Origin of the sequence: Egicoccus sp. AB-alg2, assembly GCF_041821065.1 — a bacterium.
Classification (GTDB): Bacteria; Actinomycetota; Nitriliruptoria; order Nitriliruptorales; family Nitriliruptoraceae; genus Egicoccus.
This window is the reverse complement of sequence record NZ_JBGUAX010000001.1, coordinates 97,762-118,807: the sequence shown is the minus strand read 5'-3', so window position 1 is coordinate 118,807 and position 21,046 is coordinate 97,762. Positions and strand designations below refer to the sequence as shown.

The following is a 21,046-nucleotide window of genomic DNA, read 5'->3' as shown; positions in this document are numbered from 1 at the left end:
CTCCTCGTTCGTGGCTTGGCAAGGTCTGGCGGTTCACGGCCACGGGGGGTTGGGTGTGTTCGCGGCGGGCGACCACCAGAACCAGGCCGTTTCCGGCGACTCGAGCTCCCATGCCGTGGCGGGAAGTGAGTGGTGCTGGCCGTCGATGGCGCCGGCGAAGATGATCGAGAAGGCCGACGTGGGCGGCGTGACGTGGATCACGTGGTATCCGTGGTCGTCGAAGTCGCCGTCGACGCGCCAGCCTGCGGCCCGGTAGAAGTCCTTTGCGCGTTCGATGTCGGCCACCGGCAGGACCACGACCTGCAGCGTGCGGTGCTCGTCGCCGGACGTGCGTCGTCGTCCTTCGATCGATGGTTCGGACATCACGTCGCGCCATCCGAATCGGCCACGTCGACCAGGCGTGCGCCGCGCAGGTCGACACACAGGTGCCCGGGGGTCTCGGCGAGGCGCACGAGCACTCCTTCACACCTCGGGCAGCGCACGACCGTGCCTGGGGCATCCGTGTAGGCGTGATACTCGGCGAACAGTGCTGCCGCGCCGCAGGTGGCGCACGTGCACCGTGTGGTCGTGATGTCGAACGCGAACAGCGTGGCCAAGGGTCCGGCGGCGACGTTGCCGTCGAGCCGGTGTGAGACCTGACTCATGAGCTTCTCCTCTTCCGTCAGCCGAAGCGTTCCGTTCTGATCGACGCGGGGGTGTGGCCGAGCCCGACGAGGTCGTTCGCGACCGACTCCACGAACGTGGTCGGCCCACACACGAAGATCTGCGGTCGCGCGGGAACGGGCCAAACGACGTCTGCGAGAAGCTGTGCGTCGACGCGCCGGCGTCGTCGGACGCCGTCCGGGGAGGCAGCACGGGTCAGGGTGATCGTGGTGGCGACGCCTCGTCGTGCGTGGGCGTCGAGCCTGTGCGCATCGATGACGGCCGACGGCGTGCGGGCGGAGTACAGCAGGCGGAGGGCAGCGGTCGAGCCGCTCGCCTCGTGATGCTCGAGCATGGCGAGGAACGGTGCGATGCCGGAACCTCCCGCGATGAGCTGCACCGGCCCGCCGGAGGTCGAATGCCAGACGAAGTACCCGCCGATCGGTCCACGCAACTCGATCTGATCGCCATCGCGGAGCTCGTCGGTCAGGTACGGGGAGACCTCCCCGCCGGCTACTCGCTGGACGACCAGGTCGACCTGCGGGCGCTCTGGCGCCGATGCGACGGAGTAGCTGCGCTGCGCCTGATACCCGTCGGGTGCCGTCAGCCGGACGTCCACGTGCTGCCCCGGCCGATGGCCCGGCCAGTCGGCGACGTCCAGCGTCACCCGCCTGGCCGCGTCGCTGACGGGCCGGTTCGTGATGACGGTGGCGATCTGCCAGATCAGTCGCCGGCGTAGCGCTGTTCCCGCCATGGGTCACCGTATTCGTGGTATCCGAGTGTCTCCCAGAAGCCGGGTTCGTCGAAGCTCGACAGCTGCAGGCCGCGTACCCACTTGGCTGACTTCCAGAAGTACAGGTGCGGCACGAGGAGCCGAGCCGGCCCACCGTGTTCCGGCTCCAGGGGCTCGTTCTCGTAGCGGTCGACGACCCAGGCCCGGCCGTTGGTCACGTCGGCCAGCGGGAGGTTCGTCGTGTAGTCGTGGTCGCTGAAGGCCAGGACGAAGTCGGCGGCCGTCTCGACGCCGTCCAGCAAGGTGTCGACCGACACACCTTCCCACGAGGTGTTGAACTTGGACCACTTCGTGACGCAGTGGATGTCGGCGGTCACCTCTTCCCGCGGTAGCTGCTGGAACTCCTCCCACGTCCAGCGCCGCGTACCGTCGACCTCGCCGGTGATCAGGAAGTCCCACTCCGCCAGACTGGTCGTCGGCGTCGGACCGGCCGACAGGACCGGGAAGTCGTCGCCGACGTCGTACTGACCCGGCGGGAGCAGCCCGGCGCCGTCTCGGGTGTGCGGACGGCCCGTGAATCTCCGTGAGACGAGTGCCACGTCGATCCTCCCGGTTGCGCTGCCATGGTCTTCCGTCGCGCCTCGACCGCGGCACGGCGTCGTCGAATGCCATCGAGTCTGACCGTCACACGCCGGGCTCGCGCCCGTGGGAGCACCTGTTCGCGTCCCTGGTCCAGCCGGGGGCACGGGCACCGAGGTGGAGCCCGGCATCGTCAGCACCCCCGGGGGTCCACCGGGTCTGTGCCAGGGCTGACGGTTGCCTGGACACTCTGCGCGAGCAGGCGGACCCTCGGTCGTTGGAGCCCAATCGGAGGCGGGCTTGAAGCTGCGCGGACGTGATGCCGAACGCGAAGCGCTCGGGCGGCTGCTGGCGGACGTCCTCGCCGGTCACGGCGGCGTGGCCGTCATCCGAGGGGAGGCCGGCGTCGGCAAGAGTGCGCTGCTCGGGCACGTGGCCGACCGCGTCACCGACTGGCAGGTCACCAGGGCCAGAGGGGTCGAGGCGGAGCGGGAGTTCACGTACGGCGGTCTCCACCAGCTGTGCGCACCGTTGGCGGATGGGCTCGAACGGCTGCCATCCCCGCAACGACAGGCGCTCGCGACCGTGTTCGGGCGAGTCCCCGGCGCACCGCCCGAGCCGTTCCTCGTCGCCCTGGCCACGCTGACGTTGTTCGGTGACGCCGCGGCGCGCCGACCGCTTGCCTGCATCGTCGACGACGTGCACTGGTTCGATCCAGCATCGGTGCGGGTGCTCGGCTTCGTGGCCCGCCGGCTCGCCGCGGACCGGGTCGCCGTCGTGTGTGCGGCCCGCACGGGTAGCGGGGACGACGTCCTCGCAGGGTGCCCCGAGCTGGTCGTCAGGGCGCTGCAGAACGGCGAGGCACGCGCACTCCTGATGGACCATGTGCACGGTCGTCTGGATGCCGCCGTGTGCGAGCGGATGGTCGACGAGAGCCACGCGAACCCGGGCGAACTCCTGAAGCTGCCGAGGTTCACGACGGTGGAGGAGTTGGCCGGCGGGTTCGGTCTCCCGAACGGTCGAGGCCTGGTCGAGCGGGGTGAGCAGAGCTACACGCGACGGCTGCTCGCCCTGTCCCCGGAGACTCGCCTGTTCCTCCTCGCCGCCGCGGCGGAGCCCGTTGGTGACCCGGTGATGGTCCACCGCGCCGCCGAACGTCTCGGCATCGCCATGAATGCCGTGGCACCGGCGCTGGACGCCGGGCTGCTGGAGTTGGGCCAGCGGGTGCGATTCGCGCATCCGCTCGCCCGGTCGGCCGCCTACCACGGCGCGGACGCCGCCGATCGTTGCCGGGTGCATCGCGCCCTGGCCGAGGTCACCGACGGCGAACAGGACCCCGACCGGCGCGCCTGGCACCGCGCGCACGCGGTGCTCGGTCCCGACGAGCAGGTCGCTGCGGAGCTCGAGCGTTCGGCCCAACGGGCCCAGCACCGCGCCGGTCTGGCGGCGGCCGCAGCGCTCCTCGCGCGGGCGGCCACGCTCACCGTGGATCCTGCGAGGCGGGCGGTGCGCGCGCTGGCCGCCGCGGAGGTAAAGTTCGAGGCCGGGGCCTCGGACGCCGCCCTCGTACTCCTCTCGACGGTGCCGAGGCAGCACCCGGACGCGCTCCCGAGCGTCCGCGCGGAACAACTCGACGCCCGTATCCGCTCCATGTGCCGCGGTGACATCGAGGCGTCGACGCGGCTGCTCCACGCCGCCCGATGTCTCGAGCCGTTGGACGCCGAGTCGGCGCGTGACGCCTACCTCGACGCGTTCGCAGCGGGCGTCCGTGTCGGAGGCGGTGACGGGGTGCGAGCCCTGCGTGACGTCGCGGAAGCCGCTCGCGCCGCGCCCGACGGTGCGGGTGGCCGTCGGGCACGGGACTGGCTCGTCGACGGCCTCGCGCTTCGCTTCACCGACGGCTACACGCCAGCGGTGCCAGCGCTGCAGTGCGCGCTGCGAGCCTTCCGGAAGGCGCCGTCGTCCGGAGCGGGGGCTGCCGGCCCCTGCCTCGTCGCCGCGGTCGCACACGAGGTCTGGGACGACCAGGCGTGGCATTCGCTGGCCGAACGCGCGGTGCAGGTCGCGCGCGAACGGGGCGCGCTCGCGGCGCTGCCGATGGCGCTCGAGGTCCTGGCCGACGCCCGGCTGCATTCCGGCCGGCTCGACGATGCGGCCACGCTCCTCGACGAGGCGGCGGCGATCCGGGAGGCCACCGGAGCGCGGACGGCCCATGACGGCCGGTTGCTCCTCGAGGCATGGCGTTGCGACGAACCGGCGATGGTGCCGAGTCTCGACGCCGGGTCCCGTGATGTGTCGGCCGCCGCCAGGGGACGGCTGTCCGGCCTTGCCGAGTATGCGAACGCCGTGCTCCACAACGGTCTCGCGGATCACGACACGGCGTACGTCTCGGCGCAGCGCGCATGCGAGCACGAGCAGCTCGGTCTCTTCAACTGGGCGCTCTCCGAGCTGGTGGAAGCCGCCGTCCGCACGGGGCGGCGAGACACCGCCGCTGATGCCAACGGTCATCTCGAGACACGCGTCGGGGCCGTGACCACGGAGTGGGCGTTGGGCATGAGGGCCCGGGCTCGCGCGCTGCTCAGCGGCTCCGAGGCGGCCGAGTCCCACTACCGGGAGTCGCTCGAGCGGCTCGGTCGCTGCCGCGTCACGCTGCAACGTGCCCGCACGCAGTTGCTGTACGGCGAGTGGCTCCGACGCGAGAACCGACGACTGGATGCGCGTCGAGAGTTGCGCGCCGCCTTCGACTACTTCGACCAGGTCGGCGCCCATGGCTTCGCCGAGCGGGCGCGGCACGAACTGCTCGCCACCGGGGAGAAGATTCGCAAGCGGGGTGCCGGGACGCGCGAACTCACGGCTCAGGAGGAGCACGTCGCCCGTCTCGCCGCCGAAGGCATGACGAACTCGGAGATCGGCGGCCGGCTCTTCCTCAGCCCCCGCACGGTCGAGTGGCACCTGCGCAATGTGTTCGGGAAGTTGGGCGTCGACTCCCGAAGGGCACTGAGAGCACACCCTGACGTGCTGCACGGCGACGTTCCATCAGCCCTGGATACGCGGCGCCGGGCGATGTCCACGACCGGCTCGCGTCCCGCATGACCTCGGTGCGGCCCGGTCAGGTGCCGGGCAACCGAGGCAGCGACTCGCGGTCGACGAACGTGTCCAGTCCCAGCAGCGTCGCCGCGGCGGCCAGCACGGCCCACACGGTCAGGCCGGCGGTCAGCCACAGCAGCGTGCGGCGACGCTCGGCGCCGGCGGCCAGGGCGACGACGGCGGCGACGTGGATGCCGGTGAGCAACGGACCGAGCACCGCCAGGCCCGGCAGGCCGTAGCGGTCGAAGACCCGTCGTGCGCGAGCACCCCGGCCGCCGGCGGTCGGCCCACCGTCCGCACCGTCGGCCTGAACGTCGTCCGCCGCGACGTCGCCCGCGCCTCGCCGGCGGCGCCACCACGCCCGCAACCGGTCACCGGCCAGCACCAGCGGCACCAGGGTCGCGGCGTTGCCGAGTGCGGCCACGACCACGACCGGCACGGCCGGCAGCCCGGCCACGATCCCGGCCGGCACCACGAGCAGCACCTCGAGCCACGGGATGGCGGCCGCGACGAACACGCCCAGGTAGGTCAACAGGGTCGTCATGGACCGACCTCGTCGTCGATCATGGCATGCAGGCGCTGGCGCAGGGCGGCCGTCACCTCGCGATCCTCGCCGGCGCCGAGCGTCCCCACGGTCCACCAGCCGTCGCACGCGTAGCGGACCAGCGCGCCGGTGGCGGGGGACAGGCCGTCGGCCAACAGGGTGCGGTGCCACGCGTCCAGCCGGGCGGCGCACTGGTGCAGCAGGCTGCCGTCCGGGCCGGTGACGAACAGCAACGCCACGGCCAGGTCCGGCTGGGAGACGGCCACGTCGAAGGTCGCGTCGACGTAGGCGTGCGCCCAGGCGCCGGCCCGCGGGTCGTGGGCGGCACGGCTGTCCACCTCGGACTCGAACGTGTCGAGCACGTCGTCGACGAGCGCCTTGACCAGGGCGGCCTTGGTGGGGAAGTGGTACAGGACGCCTCCCTTGCTGGCGCCGGCTTCCTCCGCGACGGCGTCCAGGGTCAGCGCGCCGGCGCCGTCGCGGCGGACGACCTCGGCGGCGCACTTCAGCAGGCGCAGGCGGGCACTCGGGCGGGGCAAGAAGACCTCGATTACTGAACCGTCTGGTCGGTAGAGTAACGTGCCGTTCCGCCCGCGACGAGTGCGGCCGTCGACGGCGGGGGGCAAACCACGTGCGCCTATCGGTCGGGCCCGCTCGCGTGCTCATGGTGCGCGCCCTGCCGGTCTAGCGTTCGCGCCACTCCAGGGAGAAGGAACTGCGGATGATCACGCCGGCGCGCGTGCAGGACGTCCTGCGCGACCACCTGCTCGTCGACGGGTACGACTTCGTGCTCGACCTCGACGCCAGCGCCGGGTCGCGGCTGGTCGACGCCCGGACCGGGACCCCCTACCTCGACCTGTTCACGTTCTTCGCGTCCAACGCGCTGGGCATGAACCACCCGGCCATCACCGACCCGCAGACGCAGACCGCGCTGGCGCGCGCCGCCTCGCACAAGCCGTCCAACTCCGACGTGTACACCGTCGAGCTGGCTGCCTTCGTGGACGCGTTCTCGCGCGTGCTGGGCGACCCGGCGCTGCCGTACCTGTTCCTCGTCGAGGGGGGTGGGCTGGCAGTGGAGAACGCCATCAAGACGGCGTTCGACTGGAAGTCGCGCTTCAACGAGGCCGCTGGACGCGACCCGGCGCTCGGGATGCAGGTGCTGCACCTGACCGGTGCGTTCCACGGCCGCACCGGCTACACGATGAGCCTCACCAACACCGACCCCAACAAGGTCGCGCGGTTCCCGAAGTTCGCCTGGCCCCGCATCGACACGCCGGCCCTGGCCTTTCCGCTGGAGGCCAACGCCGACGCCAACCTCGCCGCCGAGGACGTCGCCCTCCGACAGGCCCGCGACGCCTTCACGGCCAACGCCCACGACATCGCCTGCGTGCTGGTGGAGCCGATCCAGGGGGAGGGCGGCGACCGCCACCTCTCACCCCGCTTCCTGCAGGAACTGCAGGCGCTGGCCCACGAGCACGACGCACTGTTCGTGTGCGACGAGGTGCAGACCGGCGTCGGACTCACCGGCACCGCCTGGGCCTACCAGCAACTGGGGCTGCAGCCCGACGTGGTGGCCTTCGGCAAGAAGACCCACGTGTGCGGGATCATGGCCGGCGGCCGCCTCGACGAGGTGCCCGGCCACGTGTTCCAGACCTCGTCGCGGATCAACTCGACCTTCGGCGGCGGGCTCAGCGACATCGTGCGCGCCACCGTCATGCTGGAGGCGATCGAGCGCGAGGGGCTGGTCGAGCGGGCCGCCAAACTCGGCGAGGTGCTGCTCGGCCGCCTGCACGAGCTGGCCGGCCGCCACCGGATCGTCAGCGGTGTCCGCGGTCGCGGGCTGATGTGCGCGCTGGACCTGCCCGACGCGGACTTGCGTGACGCCGTCACCGCGCGCATGTTCACGGACGAGCAGGTGTTCCTGCTCGGCTGCGGCACCAACAGCGTGCGGTTCCGCCCCACCCTCACCGTCACGGAGGAGGACCTGGAGGAGGGCGTCGCGGCCCTCGACCGGGTGCTGACCTCCCTGACCGCCTGAGCCGGCGCCAGGACGCGCCGGCCCGCCCGAAAGGCCTCCCGACATGGCAGACGTGCAGGAACTGAGCTCACGCATCGACGGCAAGCCCATCGAGGGCGGCCGGACGGTGGAGCTGCGCAACCCGGCCGACCTCGACGACCTCGTCGCACGCGTGTCGCTGGGCGATGCCGACACCTTCGTGCGTGCGGCCGAGGCCGCCCGCGCGGCGCAGGCCGCCTGGGCCGCCGTGCCCGCGCCCATCCGCGGGGTCGCGATCGGCGACCTCGGCCGCATCATCGCCAACAACAAGGAGGCGTTGGCACGGCTGGTCACCCGCGAGATCGGCAAGCCCTACACCGAGGCGCTGGGCGAGGTGCAGGAGGTCATCGACACCTGCGTGTTCTTCGCCTCCGAGGGCCGGCGCCTGTACGGCCAGACCGTCCCCAGCGAGATGCCCGACAAGCAGCTGTTCACCTTCCGTGAGCCGGTCGGGACGATGGCCGTCATCACGGCCGGCAACTTCCCGATCGCGGTGCCGTCCTGGTATCTGGTCCCGGCCCTGGTGGCGGGCAACGCCGCCGTGTGGAAGCCGGCCGAGTACGCCCCGGCCATCGCCGAGGCGTTCGTGCGCTGCATCGAGGCGGCCGGCATCCCGGCCGGCGTCGTGCAGCTGGTGGTGACCGACGGGCAGGAGACCGCGGCCGGTCTCGAGCGGGCCCTGGAGGCCGGTCTGCTGCAGAAGGTCGGGTTCACCGGTTCGTCGACCGTCGGCCGCGACATCGCCGCCCTGTGCGGCCGGCACCTGGTCACCCCGACCCTGGAGCTCGGCGGCAAGAACCCGCTGGTCGTGATGCCCGACGCCGACCTGGACCTCGCCGTCGAGGGGGCGCTGTTCTCCGGCTTCGGCACGGCCGGCCAGCGCTGCACCTCGCTGGGTGTCGCCATCGTCCACGAGTCCGTCCACGACGACTTCCTGCGTCGCTTCACCGCGGCGGTCGAGGGGGCCCCGGTCGGCGACCCGTTCCAGTCGGTGCTCTACGGCCCGATGATCTCGCAGAAGTTCGCCGACGGGTTCGAGAACTGGCTCGAGCACATCCAGCCGCATCACCGCACGTCGGGCTCGCAGGCGCTCGGGCGCATCACGGCCGACAACCCGCGCGAGGGCTTCGTCGGCGACCCGGCGCGGGGCATCTTCGAGCACCCCGTCATCGTCGACGGCGTCACGGCCGACGACGCGCTCTACCAGAACGAGACGTTCGGGCCGATCGTGCCGGTGGCCAGCTTCGACGACTTCGACGAGGCCATCGCCCTCGCGAACGGACACGGCTACGGGCTGTCGTCGGCGATCTACACCCGCGACCCGAAGTCGGCCTTCCGGTTCCGCGAGCAGGTCTCGGCCGGCATGGTCAGCGTCAACAACTCCACCTCGGGTGCCGAGGCACACCTGCCCTTCGGCGGCAACGGCAAGTCCGGCAACGGCGCCCGGCAATCGGGCATCTGGATGCTGGACCAGGTGACCCGCTGGCAGAGCCTCAACTGGGACTACAGCGGCAAGCTGCAGAAGGCGCAGATGGACGTCGCCGAGATCGAGGCCGACCTCCACTTCACCATCTGAGACACCGTGGACGACACCGGCCGGGCCCGCGCGGGCCCGGCCGTGTGTCCACGTCGCGCTACTCCGTGCGACCGCGCAGGAACCGCTCGATCTCCGCGGCGAGGTCGTCGGCGGAGGGGACCTGCGCCTCGGTGAAGTCGGCGCCCCCGGCACCGTTGCCGTCGGCCAGCCGTTCGGCCTCCAGTTCGGCGTCGTAGAGCCGCTCGAGCTGGCGGACGTGCTCGGTGACCTCGTCGGACGAGGCCGCGGCGAGGTCGAGCTTGGCGCGGTTGTCGGTCACCGCCTCGTCGAAGGGGGTGAGGTCCACGGGCGTGCCGAGGTAACCCGTGAACCGTTCCAGCAAGGCGCGCGCCGCCTCCGGGTACTCGCCCGCGATGTAGTGCGGGATCCGCGCCCACAGTCCCAGCGTCGTCAGGCCCCCGGCCGCGAGCAGCGCCTCCATCGCCGACTGGCACGACGAGGGGACCACGAGCTGCTCGTGCGGCCGGCCGATGCGCTCCAGCAGTTGCGGGTCGCTGGAGGTCGCCAGGATCTGCACCGGCCGGGTGTGGGGGATCGGTCCGGGCACGGCGCCGAGACCGACGTAGCGGGTGGCACCGAAGCGGTTGGCCAGCTCGAGCAGGTCACGGCCCAGCTGCTGCCACGACAGGTCCGGTTCGGCGCCGGTCACCAGCAGCAGGGCCGGTCCGCTGGTCGGACGCAGCGCTTCGAGCGTGAGCTCCGGCCAGACCGGCTGGGCGAGCATGCCGCGGTCGATGGCCAGCTGCGGCCGACGGTCGCGGTAGTCGTAGAGCGCGTCGCCGTCGAACGTGCCCAACGGCACGGGATGGGCGGTGCCGCGCAGCGCGTCGGCGGCGGCCGTGCCGCCCTCGCCGGCGTCGGTCCACCCGTCGAGCGAGAGCACGAGTACGGGGTCGGGACCGAGGTCCGGCGCGTCGTCGTCGAGTCGAAGAAGTCTCATGGCGTCACCGTAGCGGGGGAGGGCCGGCGGACTTCGGTCACCTGCGCCTCGTCCCCGCAAGCGGGGACAGAGACGGCGGTGGTGCGAGCCCAGGGGCCCGCACCACCGCCGTCGCCGTTTCGCGGGTGACTACAGGTCGTTCGCGCGAACGGTGCCGCGACCGTTGCCCTTGGCCCGGTCGACGGCCTTGGCGAGCAGCTCGTGGACCTGCTCGTTGAGGGCCTCGACCAGGTCCGAGGACATGCGCACGTCGTGCGAGCGGACCGCCTCGCGCAGCTTCGACGTGACGATCACGTTCTCGCGGGCGCCTGCCGAGCTGGCAGCGGTCTTCTTGGCGGTCTTCTTGCCCGCGGTCTTCTTGGCCGCCGTCTTCTTGGCGGTCTTCTTGCTCGCGGTCTTCTTGGCCGCCGTCTTCTTCGCGGCCGTCTTCTTCGCCGCCGTCTTCTTGGCGGTCGACTTCGCGGCCTTCTTGGCAGGTGCCATCGGGTTCGTGCCTCCCATCGGGTGCCGTACCACCCCACGGCGGTACACGGCGCGAAACTGTAGAGAAACCTGTGCAAACCTCCTAGTACCTCCCGCCATCCTGTCGAAGCCGCTGCCCGCGCACGCGACCGCTGGCGACGCCGAAGAGGGATCCGACGACCCGTGGACACGCTCGACGCCGCCACCGCCCGGTGGCTCGTCACCGACGGCACGCCTCACGTCGACGACGTGACGGCGGCGCTGGACGCCGGCGAGGCCGAGCTCGCGGTCGTCACGCGTCTGCGCCGGACCGGTCTGTCGCCGGCGGCGTCGTCGGCGGTCGTGGCCGCGGCCGTGGCCCGACGGCGGGCACGGGCACGGTGGCCGCAGGCCGACCGGCTGCTGTTCACGCGCGAGGGACTCGAACAGGCCAGCGACCCCACGGTCAGCGACTGGCGGACCCGCCGGCTGGGCAGCGGCGCCGTGTGGGACCTGTGTGCCGGGCTCGGTGGCGACGCCTTCGCCGCGGCCGCCCACGGCGCCGAGGTGACCGCCGTCGATCTCGACGAGGCCCGGCTCGTCCTGCTCGGGCACAACGCGCGACAGCTGGGGCTGGAGGTGGGGACGTGCTGCGCGGACGCGCTCCACGTCGCCGTGCCGGACGACGCGGTGTTCCACGCCGACCCCGGCCGTCGCCGCGACGGGCGTCGGGTGCGTCGACTGGCCGAGCACCTCCCGCCGGTCGGGGCGCTGCTGGCGGCGCAGTCCCACGCACGCGGCGGCGGCGTGGTGCTCTCGCCGGCCGTCGACCTCGCCGACCCGGACCTGCCCGGCGACGCGGAGCTGGAGTTCGTCCAGGTCGAGGGCGAGTTGCGCGAGTCGATCGTGTGGACGGCAGCCTTGCGCACGCCGGGGGTCGGCGCGCGGGCGACGCTGCTGCCATCGGGCGTGACCCGGACCCGCCCGGCCGACGCGCCGCGCACCCGCCTGCCGGTCGGTGCGCCCGGTGCGGTGCTGCTGCGGGTGGCGCCGGCCGCGGTGCGGGCACGCCTGCACGACACGATCGGTGCCGAGGTCGGCGCCCGGCGGCTCGCGGACGCACGGGCGCTGCTGACCCTCGACGAGCCGCCCTCGCCGAGCCCGTGGTACCGGGCGTCGCAGATCCACGCCGTGCTGCCGGTGCGCCCCAAGGCCGTGCGGGCCTGGCTGCGGAGCGTCGACGTGGACGAGGTGGAGATCGCCACCCACGGCATGGAGATCGACGTCGCCGCCTGGTGGCGGGCGCTGGGTCGGCCCCCGCGAGGGCCTCGCGGGTGGCGGCTCGAGGTGGTGCGCACGGACGCGGGCGGCCGCGTGCTCGTCACACGAGATGGCCGCACGGACGGGCGTTGAGCAGTACCGTTTCCGACAGCGATAGTAGGTTGGGACGACGCGGTCACGGGGGACACGTGCCGCGGCGGACCCGGGACGGCAGGTAGGCTGACGCCATGGACGAGACCAGGTTTCCCGCAGGCGGCACGGCCCTCGCCGACGTGCCGTCCCGCCGTTCGTGCACGCGCTGTGACGGTGAGCAGCACCTCATCGGCGGCATGGTCGGGTTGGGCAAGTACCGCTGCGACCACTGCGCGATGACCGTCGGTTTCGACCTGGAGGCCGACCCGGCCGAGTTCCTCATCGACCGTGGTTCGCCCAGCCGCTACACCAAGGACGTGTTCGGCTCGCGGCTCGTCCTCGCCGAGCACCGGCTCTAGGCATCCGGAGACCGCCTCGCGGCGTCCGGGGGTGGCGCGCAGGCCAGTAGGCTCGCGCGTCATGTCCGACACCACGCCGCTGACCTGTGCCTCCTGCGGGCAGACGTTCACCCCGTCGCCCGACCTCCTGGCCCGCTATCCGGGCTGGACGCCGAAGGAGTGCCCCCGCTGCTACCGCGGCGGCCGCACGCGCACCCGCAGTGGGTCGCGCGATGCCGCCGCCCTGGCCGGCGAGGAGCAGCTGACGCTCGCCGAGGTACTCGACAAGTACGCGGGCGGCCCCGATTCCGGGGTGTTCACCGACGGGGCCGCCAGCCCCAACCCCGGTCCCGGCGGCTGGGGCGCGGTCTACGTCGTCGACGGCGAGGTGGTCGCCCAGGACCGCGGCCACGAACCGCACACGACCAACAACCGCATGGAGCTCACCGCCCTGCTGCACGGCATCGAGCTGGTGCCGGCCGGCACGCCCGCCGTCGTCTACTCCGATTCCAACCTGGCGGTACGGACCATCAACGAGTGGGCCGCGGGCTGGGCGGCACGCGGGTGGCGGCGCAAGACCGGGCCGGTGGAGAACCTCGACCTCGTGCGCCCGCTCTACGAGGCCGTTTCGGCCCGCCCGGAGCTGGACGTGCGCTGGATCAAGGCGCACGCCGGCAACCGCTGGAACGAGTACGCGGACAGCCTGGCGACCGCCTACGCCCGCGACCAGCTCTGACACGGCCAACGCCCGCGGGTCCGGTTCGGGAACAACGCTCGGTCGGGGCGGTGGTCAGCCGACGCCGAGCGCGCGCAACCCGGCGGTGGTGGCCATGCCGGCGACCACGACGACGGCGAACGGCGCGCGCAGCCACACGGCGAGCCCGGCGGCGGCCACGCCGGCGATGCGGGCGTCGAGGTGCAGCGCCTGCCCGTCGGCGACCGTCTGGGTGACGACCAGGGCCGCGAGCAGCGCCGCCGGCAGCAGGTCAACGGCCCGCCGCAGCCCCAGCGGCAGTTCCCGGTCGGTGGCGACCAGCAGGCCCGCGGCCTTGGCGGCGTAGGTCCCGACCGTGAGCAGGGCGAGCGCCAACAGGACCATGTCAGCCCTCCTTCGAGCCGGGATCGGCGCCGGTGCCGGGGCCGGTGTCCGCGGAGGTGTCGGCGCCGTCGGCCGTACCGGTCGGGCGCGCCGACGTCGGCCGGGTGTCGGGCGCGGGAGCCGGCTCCGGGACCCGGAGCGCGAGCGCAGCGCCCGCGGCCGCCACGACGACGGGGATGCCCGGTGGCAGCAGGGGAGTCAACGCGAGGGCGATGAGTCCACCGACCGCCGCGGCAACCTTCCCGCGGCGCGTGCGGAGCCACGGGGCCAGCAGTGCGACGAACCCGGCCGGGAACGCCACGTCCAGGCCCCATGCGTCCAGGTCGCCCAGCCGGCTGCCGCCGTAGGCGCCGATCGCCGTGGTCACCACCCAGGTCGAGACCAGCGTGACGCCGATCACCCGGAAACGGCGTGGGCGGTGGTCGTCGGGGCCGGCCAGCGTGAGGGCGACCGTCTCGTCGACGACGAGGTGGGCGTCGGCCAGCCGGCGTGGCCGCGACGCGTCACGCGGCAGGTGCTGTCGCATCGCGAGCCCGAAGGCGAGGAAACGCAGGTTGAGCAGCAACCCGCCGACCGCGCCGGTCATCGGGCTGCCACCGGCGGCGAGCACGCCGATGAACGCGAACTGACTGCCCCCGGCACAGACCAGCAGGCTGGACAGCGTCGCGAGCAGCGGCGACAGACCCGCCGCGACCGCCAGCACCCCGAAGGAGACGCCGTAGGCGGCCACCGCCACCGCGACGGGCAGCGTGCGTGCGACGATGCCGCCGACCAGCGGCGGTGACACGGGCGTTCGGTGAAGTGAACTCATCGTTCGGTATTCTGTACGCACCGCGGGCGGCAACGCAAGCCGCCGGCGCAACGAGCACGGCAGTCACCACGGCGACGAGCAAGGACACCTCGGTGCACGAGGACCGACCGCGAGACCTCGACAACGGCGAGGGTGCCGCGGAACTGCGGGCACGGGTGGCCGCCACGGTCCGCGAGTTGCGCTCGCGGGCGGGCCGCAGCCTGGCGGACGTCGCGGCCGCGGCCGGCATCGGCAAGTCCACGCTGCACGCGATCGAAGCGGGCGACGCCAACCCCGGCATCGAGACGCTGTGGGCACTCGCACGCGCGCTCGGGGTCCCGTTCGGCGCGCTGCTCGAACCGCCGGTCCCACCGGTCCGGGTCGTGCGCGCCGGTGACGCGCCCCGGCTGCGCAGCGAGCGCTACAACCTCGAAGCCCGGGTGCTGCTGACCACCACGCACCTCGCCCGGGTCGAGTTGTCGGTGCTGGAGCTGGAACCGGGCAACCCGGCGGGGGAGGGCGGCAACGCCGAGCCGCACACCGTCGGCACCGTCGAACACGTGCTGGTCACCGCCGGTCGCCTGCTGGTCGGTCCGGTCGGCGGGCTCGTGGAACTCGAAGAGGGAGACCTCGCCACGTTCCCGGGCGACGTGCCACACCGCTACGAAGCCCGTTCGGACGGGACGCGGGCCGTGCTGCTCATCGAATACACCTGAGGCGACCGCGTGGCGCGGGCAGCCGCGCCGGAAACGGCCGGACCCGGGCTGCCCTAGCGTGGGACGCGCGCGGCGCCCGAGCGAGGAGCACGACCACGTGAGCGAACTCGCCGTCCGGGTGCAGCAGGTGCGAAAGCGCTTCGGGGGACACGACGCCCTGGCCGGGGTCGACCTCGAGGTGGGCGTGGGGGAGGTGCTGGGTCTGCTCGGGCCGAACGGGGCCGGCAAGACGACCCTCGTGCGCGTGCTCGCCACCCTGCTGACGCCCGACGGCGGCCGGGCCACGGTCTTCGGTCACGACGTGGTGCGTGAGGCCCCGCAGGTGCGCCGGCTGATCGGCCTCACCGGCCAGTACGCGGCCGTCGACGAGCTGTTGACCGGCCGCGAGAACCTGCGCATGTTCGGTGAGCTGTTCCACCTGCCGTTGCGGGCCGCCCGCGAGCGTGCCGACGAGCTGCTGGAGCGGTTCGATCTCGTGACGGCCGCGGACCGTCCGGCCCGGACCTACTCGGGCGGCATGCGCCGGCGCCTGGACCTGGCGTCCAGCCTCGTCGTGCAGCCGCGGCTGCTGTTCCTCGACGAGCCGACCACGGGCCTGGATCCGCGCAGCCGCAACGCCATCTGGGAGGTGACCCGGGACCTCGTCGCACAGGGCACGACGCTGCTGTTGACGACCCAGTACCTCGAGGAGGCGGACGTGCTCGCCGATCGGATCGCCGTGATCGACCGCGGGCACATCATCGCCGAAGGCACCGGCGACCAGCTCAAGGACCGCATCGGCGGCCGGGTGGTCGACGTCCTGCTGGCCGACGACGGCGACGTCGAGGTGGCCATGGACGCCCTGCCGCAGGCCGAGGCCGCCCCCGATGCCCGCCGCGTGCTGGTGCACGTCGAGGAGGACGCGCCGCTGGAGGTGCTGGCCGAGGTGGCACGACGCCTGGCCGCCCGCGGGGTCGAGGTCCGGGACGTCGGTCTGCGCCGTCCGACGCTGGACGACGTCTTCCTGGAGCTCACCGGCACCCGCTCCGCGGAGGGTGCGCCGCCGACCGGCCCCGTCGAGGAGGTGACGCCATGACGGCGCCGAGCCTGCCCGCCAAGCCGCTGGAGGGTCCCGCCACGCGCCTGGCGGTGCGCGACGCGTGGACCGTGACCAAGCGCAACCTGCGGCACTTCTTGCGCCAGCCGCGGCTGCTGGTGTTCTCGACGATCCAGCCAGTGATGTTCGTGGTGCTGTTCTCGGCCGTGTTCGGGGGTGTGGCCGGCGCGGCGCTGCCCGAGGGGATCGAGTACCTCGATTTCCTGCTGCCCGGCATCTTCGTGCAGTCGGCGGCATTCCGGTCCACGCAGACGGCGGTCGGCCTCGCCGAGGACCTCGAGCGCGGCGTCATCGACCGGTTCCGTTCCATGCCGATGGCCCGCTACGCGGTCCTGGCGGGGCGCACCTTCGCCGACCTGACCCGCAACCTCGCCGTCCTGCTGCTCATGACGGCGGTGGGCTACCTGCTCGGGTTCCGATTCACGCAAGGCTTCCTGGCGGCGGTCGGTGCGCTCGCGGTGGTCGGGTTGTTCGGGTTCGTGCTGAGCTGGATCTTCACCTACGTCGCCCTCGCGGTGCCGGGGGCCGAGGCGGCGCAGACCGCCGGGTTCGTGGCCGTCTTCCCGTTGGTCTTCGCCAGCTCGATCTTCGTGCCGGTGGAGACGATGCCGAGCTGGCTGCAGGGATTCGCGGCCAACAGTCCCGTGACGGTCGCCGCCGATGCGGCCCGGGCCCTGTCGATCGGGGGCCCGACGCTGCGGCCCGTGCTGCTCACCCTCGCGTGGGCCGGTGCGATCCTGGCGATCGCAGTCCCGGCCTCGGTGCGTCGCTACCGCCGCATCGACTGACGCCGGGTCTGGCCCGGTGGCCGGGCCGGGTGCCGCCCCCCGCCGGTGGTCATCCGTCCCGGTACGCGGCCGGGACCGGCGAACGGCCGGGGGGTCCTGCTGTGAGCCTGCGCCCTGGACACGGACGCTGGGATTCTCGGAAACCAGCGACGACGCTGGATTCTCAACCAGCGACAAGGAGCGTCTCCGTGGGCATCATCGCCTTCATCATCCTCGGCATCGTGGCCGGCTATCTCGGCCGCCTGATCATGCCGGGCCGTCAGAAGATGGGCTTCGTGGCGACCGCCGCGCTGGGCATGGTCGGCTCGGTCGTCGGTGGCGTGTTGGGCTCGCTCATCAGCGGCGAGGGCCTGGCACTCGGCACGGCGGGCCTGCTCGGTTCGATCATCGGTGTGCTGATCGTGTTGTTCGTGGCCGAACGCGTCGGCCGTGGCGACAGCACCGACCGCGGGACGCGACGCGCCTGACGCGAGGGCCGGACGCGCCGCGCGTCTGCGCGTCGCGCCGGACCTCGACCATCCCCATCCGCCGATTCCGAGGCGAAACGAGGCAAGCATGTCGGAGCATCCGCAGCCGACCGACGAGGAGCACGAGGGCCAGCCCGCGCCCGAGACCCAGCCGGACGACTACACCGCGCAGCCCGGCGAGGATCACGGCGGTCCGGCGCCCGATCACGACGACTGAGCGCGTAGGAACGACGCTCGCCCCCGGCCACGTGCCGGGGGCGAGGCGTGTGCGCACGATGCCGTGCGAGTTCCCGCTGCGCGCCAGGTGCGTAGGCGCTGCCGGAGTCGTGAAGAAGCCCTCCCCCTGTTCGTCTGGACAGTGACCACCCGGTACGTTCGAACGTGGAGAGCAACCGGGACAACGGCAACTGGGAGGCCACTGCATGACGCAGCCGCGACGCCGTATGCGCGCCACGAAGCTGCTGATCCTCGCGATGCTGGTGCTGCTGGCGCCCGTGCCCTGGGTCCACCTGGTGGACGAGGACCCGCCCGGGAACGCCTGGCGGCTGGACGGCCGGCTGGTCGTCGAAGGGCAGGTCGTGAACCCGCCCGGCCGCTGGTCGTGGCTGACCGTCGGCCGGCCGCCCATGGTGGCCGAGGTGGTGGCCGACCGGCTCGTCGACGTCGGTCACACGCGGAACATGCGGACGGCTGCCGGGGCGCAGCGTCCACGCGTCAACGAGCCGGCCGCCGTCGCGGTCGGGCTCTCGCGTGCCGGGATCGACGTCGACTTCGGCCTGTTGGTCGAGGGCGTCGGCCCCACCGAGGGCTACCTGCCCGAGCAGATGACGATCACCCGTATGAACGGCGTCGACCTCGTCGACCGCCGCGCCTGGCAGCGCGCGGTCGCCAAGGCCGAGTCACCGGTGATCTTCCAGTCCGACGAGGGCAAGACCTATGCCGCTCCCGGCCCGCTGCTGCCGTTCGACGAGATCCACGTCGTCGACCTCGCGCCGGGGGACCTCGACGCGGCGATCGGCGGCCAGCTCGCCAGCTTCGCGCCGATCGGCTGGTTCCGCGACCTCGCGCTCGGCCGCTCGCACGGGCTGATGATCGCGCTGATGACCTACGCCGAGGTGGCCAACCACGACCTGGCACACGGGCGTCACGTCGCCGGCACCGGCGGCATCCGCGGCGACGGCGCCGTCACCCGCATCGGCGGCCTGCCGGCGAAGGCGACCGCCGCACGCAACCGTGGCGCCGACGTGCTGGTGTTCCCCGCCGTGCAGGCACACGAGCTCGAGGACTTCAACCCGGGGCGGATGCGACTGCTGCCGGTCGACAGCATCGACGAGGCGATCAAGGTGCTGGACGCCGCGTCGGCCGCCAAGCACGGCTACCCGGCCTACTGACCTGCGGCGGCTGGCAGCGTCGCACGGCCATGTCAAGGGAGGCGCGCTGCCGGCGCCCCGCCTGTGGCGGGTCGTCCGACGTGCCGATCGAGGTGGTGGTGGTGACCACGGACGGTCCCGGCCTCCAGCGGCCGGGGGACCTTGCTGGACAAGATCGCCGCGGTCGTGGACGGGATCGTGGTGATGGCCTACCGCGACACTCCCGAGGCACAGCTGGCGTTGCTGGGGGAGGAGCGGCGGGTGGCGGCCGCGACCGGCACCCGGCTGTGGGTGGCACTGGAGTTGACCGAGCAGGAGCCCGCCTATGTTCGGGCCAGGAGCGTCGGGGAGTGGTCGACAGCACGTGATATAACGAGCCTGCGGTGGCGATGCGGCACGATCCCGCGTCCACGCATGCCCGGAGGCCCGGTGTTGTACGAAGTCCGCGAGTCGCCCGTCGCCGGACGAGGCTTGTTCGCCACCCGTCGCATCGCGGCGGACACGCTGCTCATGCAGGCGCCGGTCCTGGTCGTCCCGGCCGAGCAGCGCGCCGCGCTGCAGCAGACGATCGTCGACGACTACGTCTACGAGTGGAACGACGACGGGTCCGCCGGCCTGGTCCTGGGTGTGTCGTCGATGTGCAACCACAGCCCGGACCCGAACGCGTACCTGTGGTTGGTGCCCGACACCGAGTCGGCCGAACTGTGGTCACTGCGGCCGATCGCCAAGAACGAAGAGATCACCGTCTCGTACCGCGCCGACGGCGGCGGCGAGCTCTGGTTCGAGGTCGTCGAGACTGACTGAGGTGGGCGATGGACCGCGAGACTGAGGCGCGACCATTCCATGTCGCAGTCGTCCGCGCGACCCCTCTCCCGGCACCTCGCAGTTCCCCCATAAGCGACATTACGTAAACTTGCGCGCGCGGACGGTCGCTCCCCTCAGGTGTGCCGCCACCCGCGAACTGGGGCGAGCAGCTCCGTCGTGGGGTCGTTGTCAGCCCCGCCACGGCAGCGGCGTGGCCGGGCGCAGCCCGCGCGTTCGTGCCGCTGCGTTGAAGCTGTCGCGGCCAACGTCCGAAGCAAGGGGTCCTGCCCGCATCTCTGCTCGCGCGCGCTCACGCCGAGGCTGCCGGCAGGTGTCGCCCGTCCCATGCAGGCAAGGAAGCCCGTGCGTTGTGCTGTGCCCGCCCGTCTGTTCCGCCCGCTGACCGTCGCCGCCCTCCTCGCCGGCCTGCTCGCGACGCTCGTCGCACCGGCGTTGGCCAGCCCGCTGCCGAGCGGCACGTACGGCGCCAACATCGACGCCTACGCGCGCTACGAGGGCCAGAGCCAGTGCCTGTCCGAGGAGCAGCCCGGTGTCCGTGACTTCCGCGCACTCCTGCAGCGCACCTACGGCGCCAACGGTGGCGGCATCCTGCGCAACTGCTCGCAAGGCGGCAAGAGCGAGCACAAGGAGGGCCGCGCCTACGACTGGATGCTGAACGCCAACAACGCCAGCGACCGGCGCAAGGCCGACGAGGTGCTCGGCTGGCTGCTCGCCACCGACGAGCACGGCAACCGCCACGCCATGGCCCGCCGGCTCGGCATCATGTACATCATCTGGAACCGCCAGGTCTGGAACGCCTACCGGCCCGACGAGGGTTGGCGTCCCTACACCGGCGCGAGCCCGCACACCGACCACATCCACTTCAGCTTCACCTGGGACGGTGCGCTGCGCAGGACCTCCTATTGGCGCCCGCTGCCCGACGTGAACTCGTCGACGCCGGCGTCCACGTCGGGCCCGTTCCGCGACGTGCCCGCCGACGCGTGGCACCACGACGCCGTACTGTGGATGGTTGGCCACGACATCACCGGCGGCGTCGCCGACGGCAGCTTCGGCTCGTCACGCCCGGTGACGCGCGCACAGATGGCGGCGTTCCTGTGGCGGACCGCCGGCAAGCCCGCCCCGCGGGCGCCGCACACGTTCGGGGACGTGCCGGCAGACGCCTACTACGCCGACGCCGTCGCCTGGCTGCAGCAGGCCGGCGTGGTGACCGGGACCCGCGATGGACGGTTCGACCCGTCGGCTACCGTGACCCGCGGCCAGATGGCGTCGTTCCTGTGGCGCTTCGTGGGCAGCCCGGCGCCCGCCGGCCGGCATCCGTTCATCGACGTCCGGGCCCGCGAGCACTTCGACCCGGCCGTGGCGTTCCTGACGGAACACGGGGTCGTCACCGGCAAGACCGCGACCGAATACGCCCCCACCGACCGGGTCACCCGTGCCCAGACCGCCGCGCTGCTCTGGCGGCTCGCCGGCACCCAGGCGGCCTGGACGAACGCCGCGCACGTGCCGGCCACCGTCCGCTTCTGAC

The 21,046-nt window shown here is 72.5% G+C and carries 24 protein-coding genes; 14 read left to right on the top strand and 10 right to left on the bottom strand.

Annotated features, from left to right (window positions below; genetic code table 11):
* Positions 1-33: 33 nt before the first annotated feature.
* Genes ACERM0_RS00590 through ACERM0_RS00575 form a run of 4 tightly spaced genes read right to left on the bottom strand, consistent with a single transcriptional unit; the run spans position 34 to position 1,974 of the window.
* Positions 34-363 carry a hypothetical protein gene (locus tag ACERM0_RS00590; protein ID WP_373676546.1) on the bottom strand — a complete coding sequence of 110 codons (330 nt, stop codon included), beginning with the start codon at positions 361-363 and terminating at the stop codon, positions 34-36.
* Positions 363-644 (bottom strand): DUF6510 family protein, encoded by a 282-nt coding sequence (locus ACERM0_RS00585; protein WP_373676545.1) that lies wholly within the window; start codon positions 642-644, stop codon positions 363-365. The genes ACERM0_RS00590 and ACERM0_RS00585 overlap by 1 nt, the downstream gene beginning before the upstream one ends.
* A gap of 17 nt (positions 645-661) precedes the next feature.
* Positions 662-1,396, bottom strand: coding sequence for an FAD-binding oxidoreductase (locus ACERM0_RS00580; RefSeq protein ID WP_373676544.1), 735 nt, complete (start codon positions 1,394-1,396; stop codon positions 662-664).
* Positions 1,366-1,974, bottom strand: a complete 609-nt coding sequence (locus ACERM0_RS00575) for a molybdopterin-dependent oxidoreductase (protein WP_373676543.1) — start codon at positions 1,972-1,974, stop codon at positions 1,366-1,368. The genes ACERM0_RS00580 and ACERM0_RS00575 overlap by 31 nt, the downstream gene beginning before the upstream one ends.
* 280 nt (positions 1,975-2,254) lie before the next feature.
* Here ACERM0_RS00575 and ACERM0_RS00570 point away from each other — a divergent pair, with 280 nt between their 5' ends.
* Entirely contained in the window at positions 2,255-5,047 is a 2,793-nt protein-coding gene (locus ACERM0_RS00570; RefSeq protein WP_373676542.1) for an AAA family ATPase, read from the top strand.
* 16 nt (positions 5,048-5,063) lie between these two features.
* Here ACERM0_RS00570 and ACERM0_RS00565 read toward each other — a convergent pair whose 3' ends face one another.
* Entirely contained in the window at positions 5,064-5,585 is a 522-nt protein-coding gene (locus ACERM0_RS00565) for a small multi-drug export protein (RefSeq protein ID WP_373676540.1), read from the bottom strand.
* Complete coding sequence (locus ACERM0_RS00560; RefSeq protein WP_373676539.1) at positions 5,582-6,124, bottom strand: TetR/AcrR family transcriptional regulator; 543 nt, start codon at positions 6,122-6,124, stop codon at positions 5,582-5,584. Before ACERM0_RS00560 ends, ACERM0_RS00565 begins: the two co-directional genes overlap by 4 nt.
* A 182-nt stretch (positions 6,125-6,306) precedes the next feature.
* Here ACERM0_RS00560 and lat point away from each other — a divergent pair, with 182 nt between their 5' ends.
* A complete protein-coding gene (gene lat, locus ACERM0_RS00555; protein WP_373676538.1) occupies positions 6,307-7,623 on the top strand; it encodes an L-lysine 6-transaminase in 1,317 nt (438 codons plus the stop codon).
* 43 nt (positions 7,624-7,666) lie between these two features.
* The gene (locus ACERM0_RS00550; RefSeq protein WP_373676537.1) at positions 7,667-9,217 is read left to right on the top strand and encodes an aldehyde dehydrogenase family protein; all 1,551 of its coding nucleotides are present in this window, start codon (positions 7,667-7,669) and stop codon (positions 9,215-9,217) included.
* A 58-nt stretch (positions 9,218-9,275) separates the two neighbouring features.
* Here ACERM0_RS00550 and ACERM0_RS00545 read toward each other — a convergent pair whose 3' ends face one another.
* Both ACERM0_RS00545 and ACERM0_RS00540 read right to left on the bottom strand, forming a co-directional pair.
* The gene (locus ACERM0_RS00545) at positions 9,276-10,178 is read right to left on the bottom strand and encodes a PAC2 family protein (RefSeq protein ID WP_373676536.1); all 903 of its coding nucleotides are present in this window, start codon (positions 10,176-10,178) and stop codon (positions 9,276-9,278) included.
* A 129-nt stretch (positions 10,179-10,307) separates the two neighbouring features.
* A complete protein-coding gene (locus ACERM0_RS00540; protein WP_373676535.1) occupies positions 10,308-10,661 on the bottom strand; it encodes a hypothetical protein in 354 nt (117 codons plus the stop codon).
* 162 nt (positions 10,662-10,823) lie between these two features.
* On the opposite strand from ACERM0_RS00540, the gene ACERM0_RS00535 reads away from it, so the two are divergent.
* The 3 genes from ACERM0_RS00535 (at position 10,824) to ACERM0_RS00525 (ending at position 13,106) form a co-directional block, all read left to right on the top strand.
* Positions 10,824-12,032 (top strand): hypothetical protein, encoded by a 1,209-nt coding sequence (locus ACERM0_RS00535; protein ID WP_373676534.1) that lies wholly within the window; start codon positions 10,824-10,826, stop codon positions 12,030-12,032.
* Between the two features lie 95 nt (positions 12,033-12,127).
* Entirely contained in the window at positions 12,128-12,391 is a 264-nt protein-coding gene (locus tag ACERM0_RS00530; RefSeq protein WP_373676533.1) for a hypothetical protein, read from the top strand.
* Between the two features lie 61 nt (positions 12,392-12,452).
* Positions 12,453-13,106, top strand: coding sequence for a ribonuclease H (locus ACERM0_RS00525; RefSeq protein WP_373676532.1), 654 nt, complete (start codon positions 12,453-12,455; stop codon positions 13,104-13,106).
* Between the two features lie 54 nt (positions 13,107-13,160).
* On the opposite strand, the gene ACERM0_RS00520 is transcribed toward ACERM0_RS00525, so the two are convergent.
* Entirely contained in the window at positions 13,161-13,469 is a 309-nt protein-coding gene (locus tag ACERM0_RS00520) for an AzlD domain-containing protein (RefSeq protein ID WP_373676531.1), read from the bottom strand.
* 1 nt (position 13,470) lies between these two features.
* On the bottom strand, positions 13,471-14,280 hold the full coding sequence (locus ACERM0_RS00515) for an AzlC family ABC transporter permease (RefSeq protein WP_373676530.1): 810 nt from the start codon (positions 14,278-14,280) through the stop codon (positions 13,471-13,473).
* A 92-nt stretch (positions 14,281-14,372) separates the two neighbouring features.
* Here ACERM0_RS00515 and ACERM0_RS00510 point away from each other — a divergent pair, with 92 nt between their 5' ends.
* The 8 genes from ACERM0_RS00510 to ACERM0_RS00475 all read left to right on the top strand — a co-directional run bounded on the left by ACERM0_RS00510 (position 14,373) and on the right by ACERM0_RS00475 (position 21,045).
* Positions 14,373-14,975, top strand: coding sequence for a helix-turn-helix domain-containing protein (locus ACERM0_RS00510; protein WP_373676528.1), 603 nt, complete (start codon positions 14,373-14,375; stop codon positions 14,973-14,975).
* A gap of 97 nt (positions 14,976-15,072) precedes the next feature.
* Positions 15,073-16,050, top strand: a complete 978-nt coding sequence (locus tag ACERM0_RS00505) for an ATP-binding cassette domain-containing protein (protein WP_373676527.1) — start codon at positions 15,073-15,075, stop codon at positions 16,048-16,050.
* On the top strand, positions 16,047-16,859 hold the full coding sequence (locus ACERM0_RS00500) for an ABC transporter permease (protein WP_373676526.1): 813 nt from the start codon (positions 16,047-16,049) through the stop codon (positions 16,857-16,859). The genes ACERM0_RS00505 and ACERM0_RS00500 overlap by 4 nt, the downstream gene beginning before the upstream one ends.
* Positions 16,860-17,047: 188 nt before the next feature.
* Positions 17,048-17,326 carry a GlsB/YeaQ/YmgE family stress response membrane protein gene (locus ACERM0_RS00495; protein WP_373676525.1) on the top strand — a complete coding sequence of 93 codons (279 nt, stop codon included), beginning with the start codon at positions 17,048-17,050 and terminating at the stop codon, positions 17,324-17,326.
* Positions 17,327-17,414: 88 nt separating this feature from the next.
* Positions 17,415-17,543 (top strand): hypothetical protein, encoded by a 129-nt coding sequence (locus ACERM0_RS00490; RefSeq protein WP_373676524.1) that lies wholly within the window; start codon positions 17,415-17,417, stop codon positions 17,541-17,543.
* A 205-nt stretch (positions 17,544-17,748) separates the two neighbouring features.
* Positions 17,749-18,717: a S16 family serine protease gene (locus ACERM0_RS00485; RefSeq protein ID WP_373676523.1), complete on the top strand. Its 969-nt coding sequence runs from the start codon at positions 17,749-17,751 to the stop codon at positions 18,715-18,717.
* Positions 18,718-18,858: 141 nt separating this feature from the next.
* The gene (locus ACERM0_RS00480; RefSeq protein WP_373676522.1) at positions 18,859-19,500 is read left to right on the top strand and encodes an SET domain-containing protein; all 642 of its coding nucleotides are present in this window, start codon (positions 18,859-18,861) and stop codon (positions 19,498-19,500) included.
* Between the two features lie 363 nt (positions 19,501-19,863).
* A complete protein-coding gene (locus tag ACERM0_RS00475) occupies positions 19,864-21,045 on the top strand; it encodes an S-layer homology domain-containing protein (RefSeq protein ID WP_373676521.1) in 1,182 nt (393 codons plus the stop codon).
* Position 21,046 lies beyond the last annotated feature (1 nt).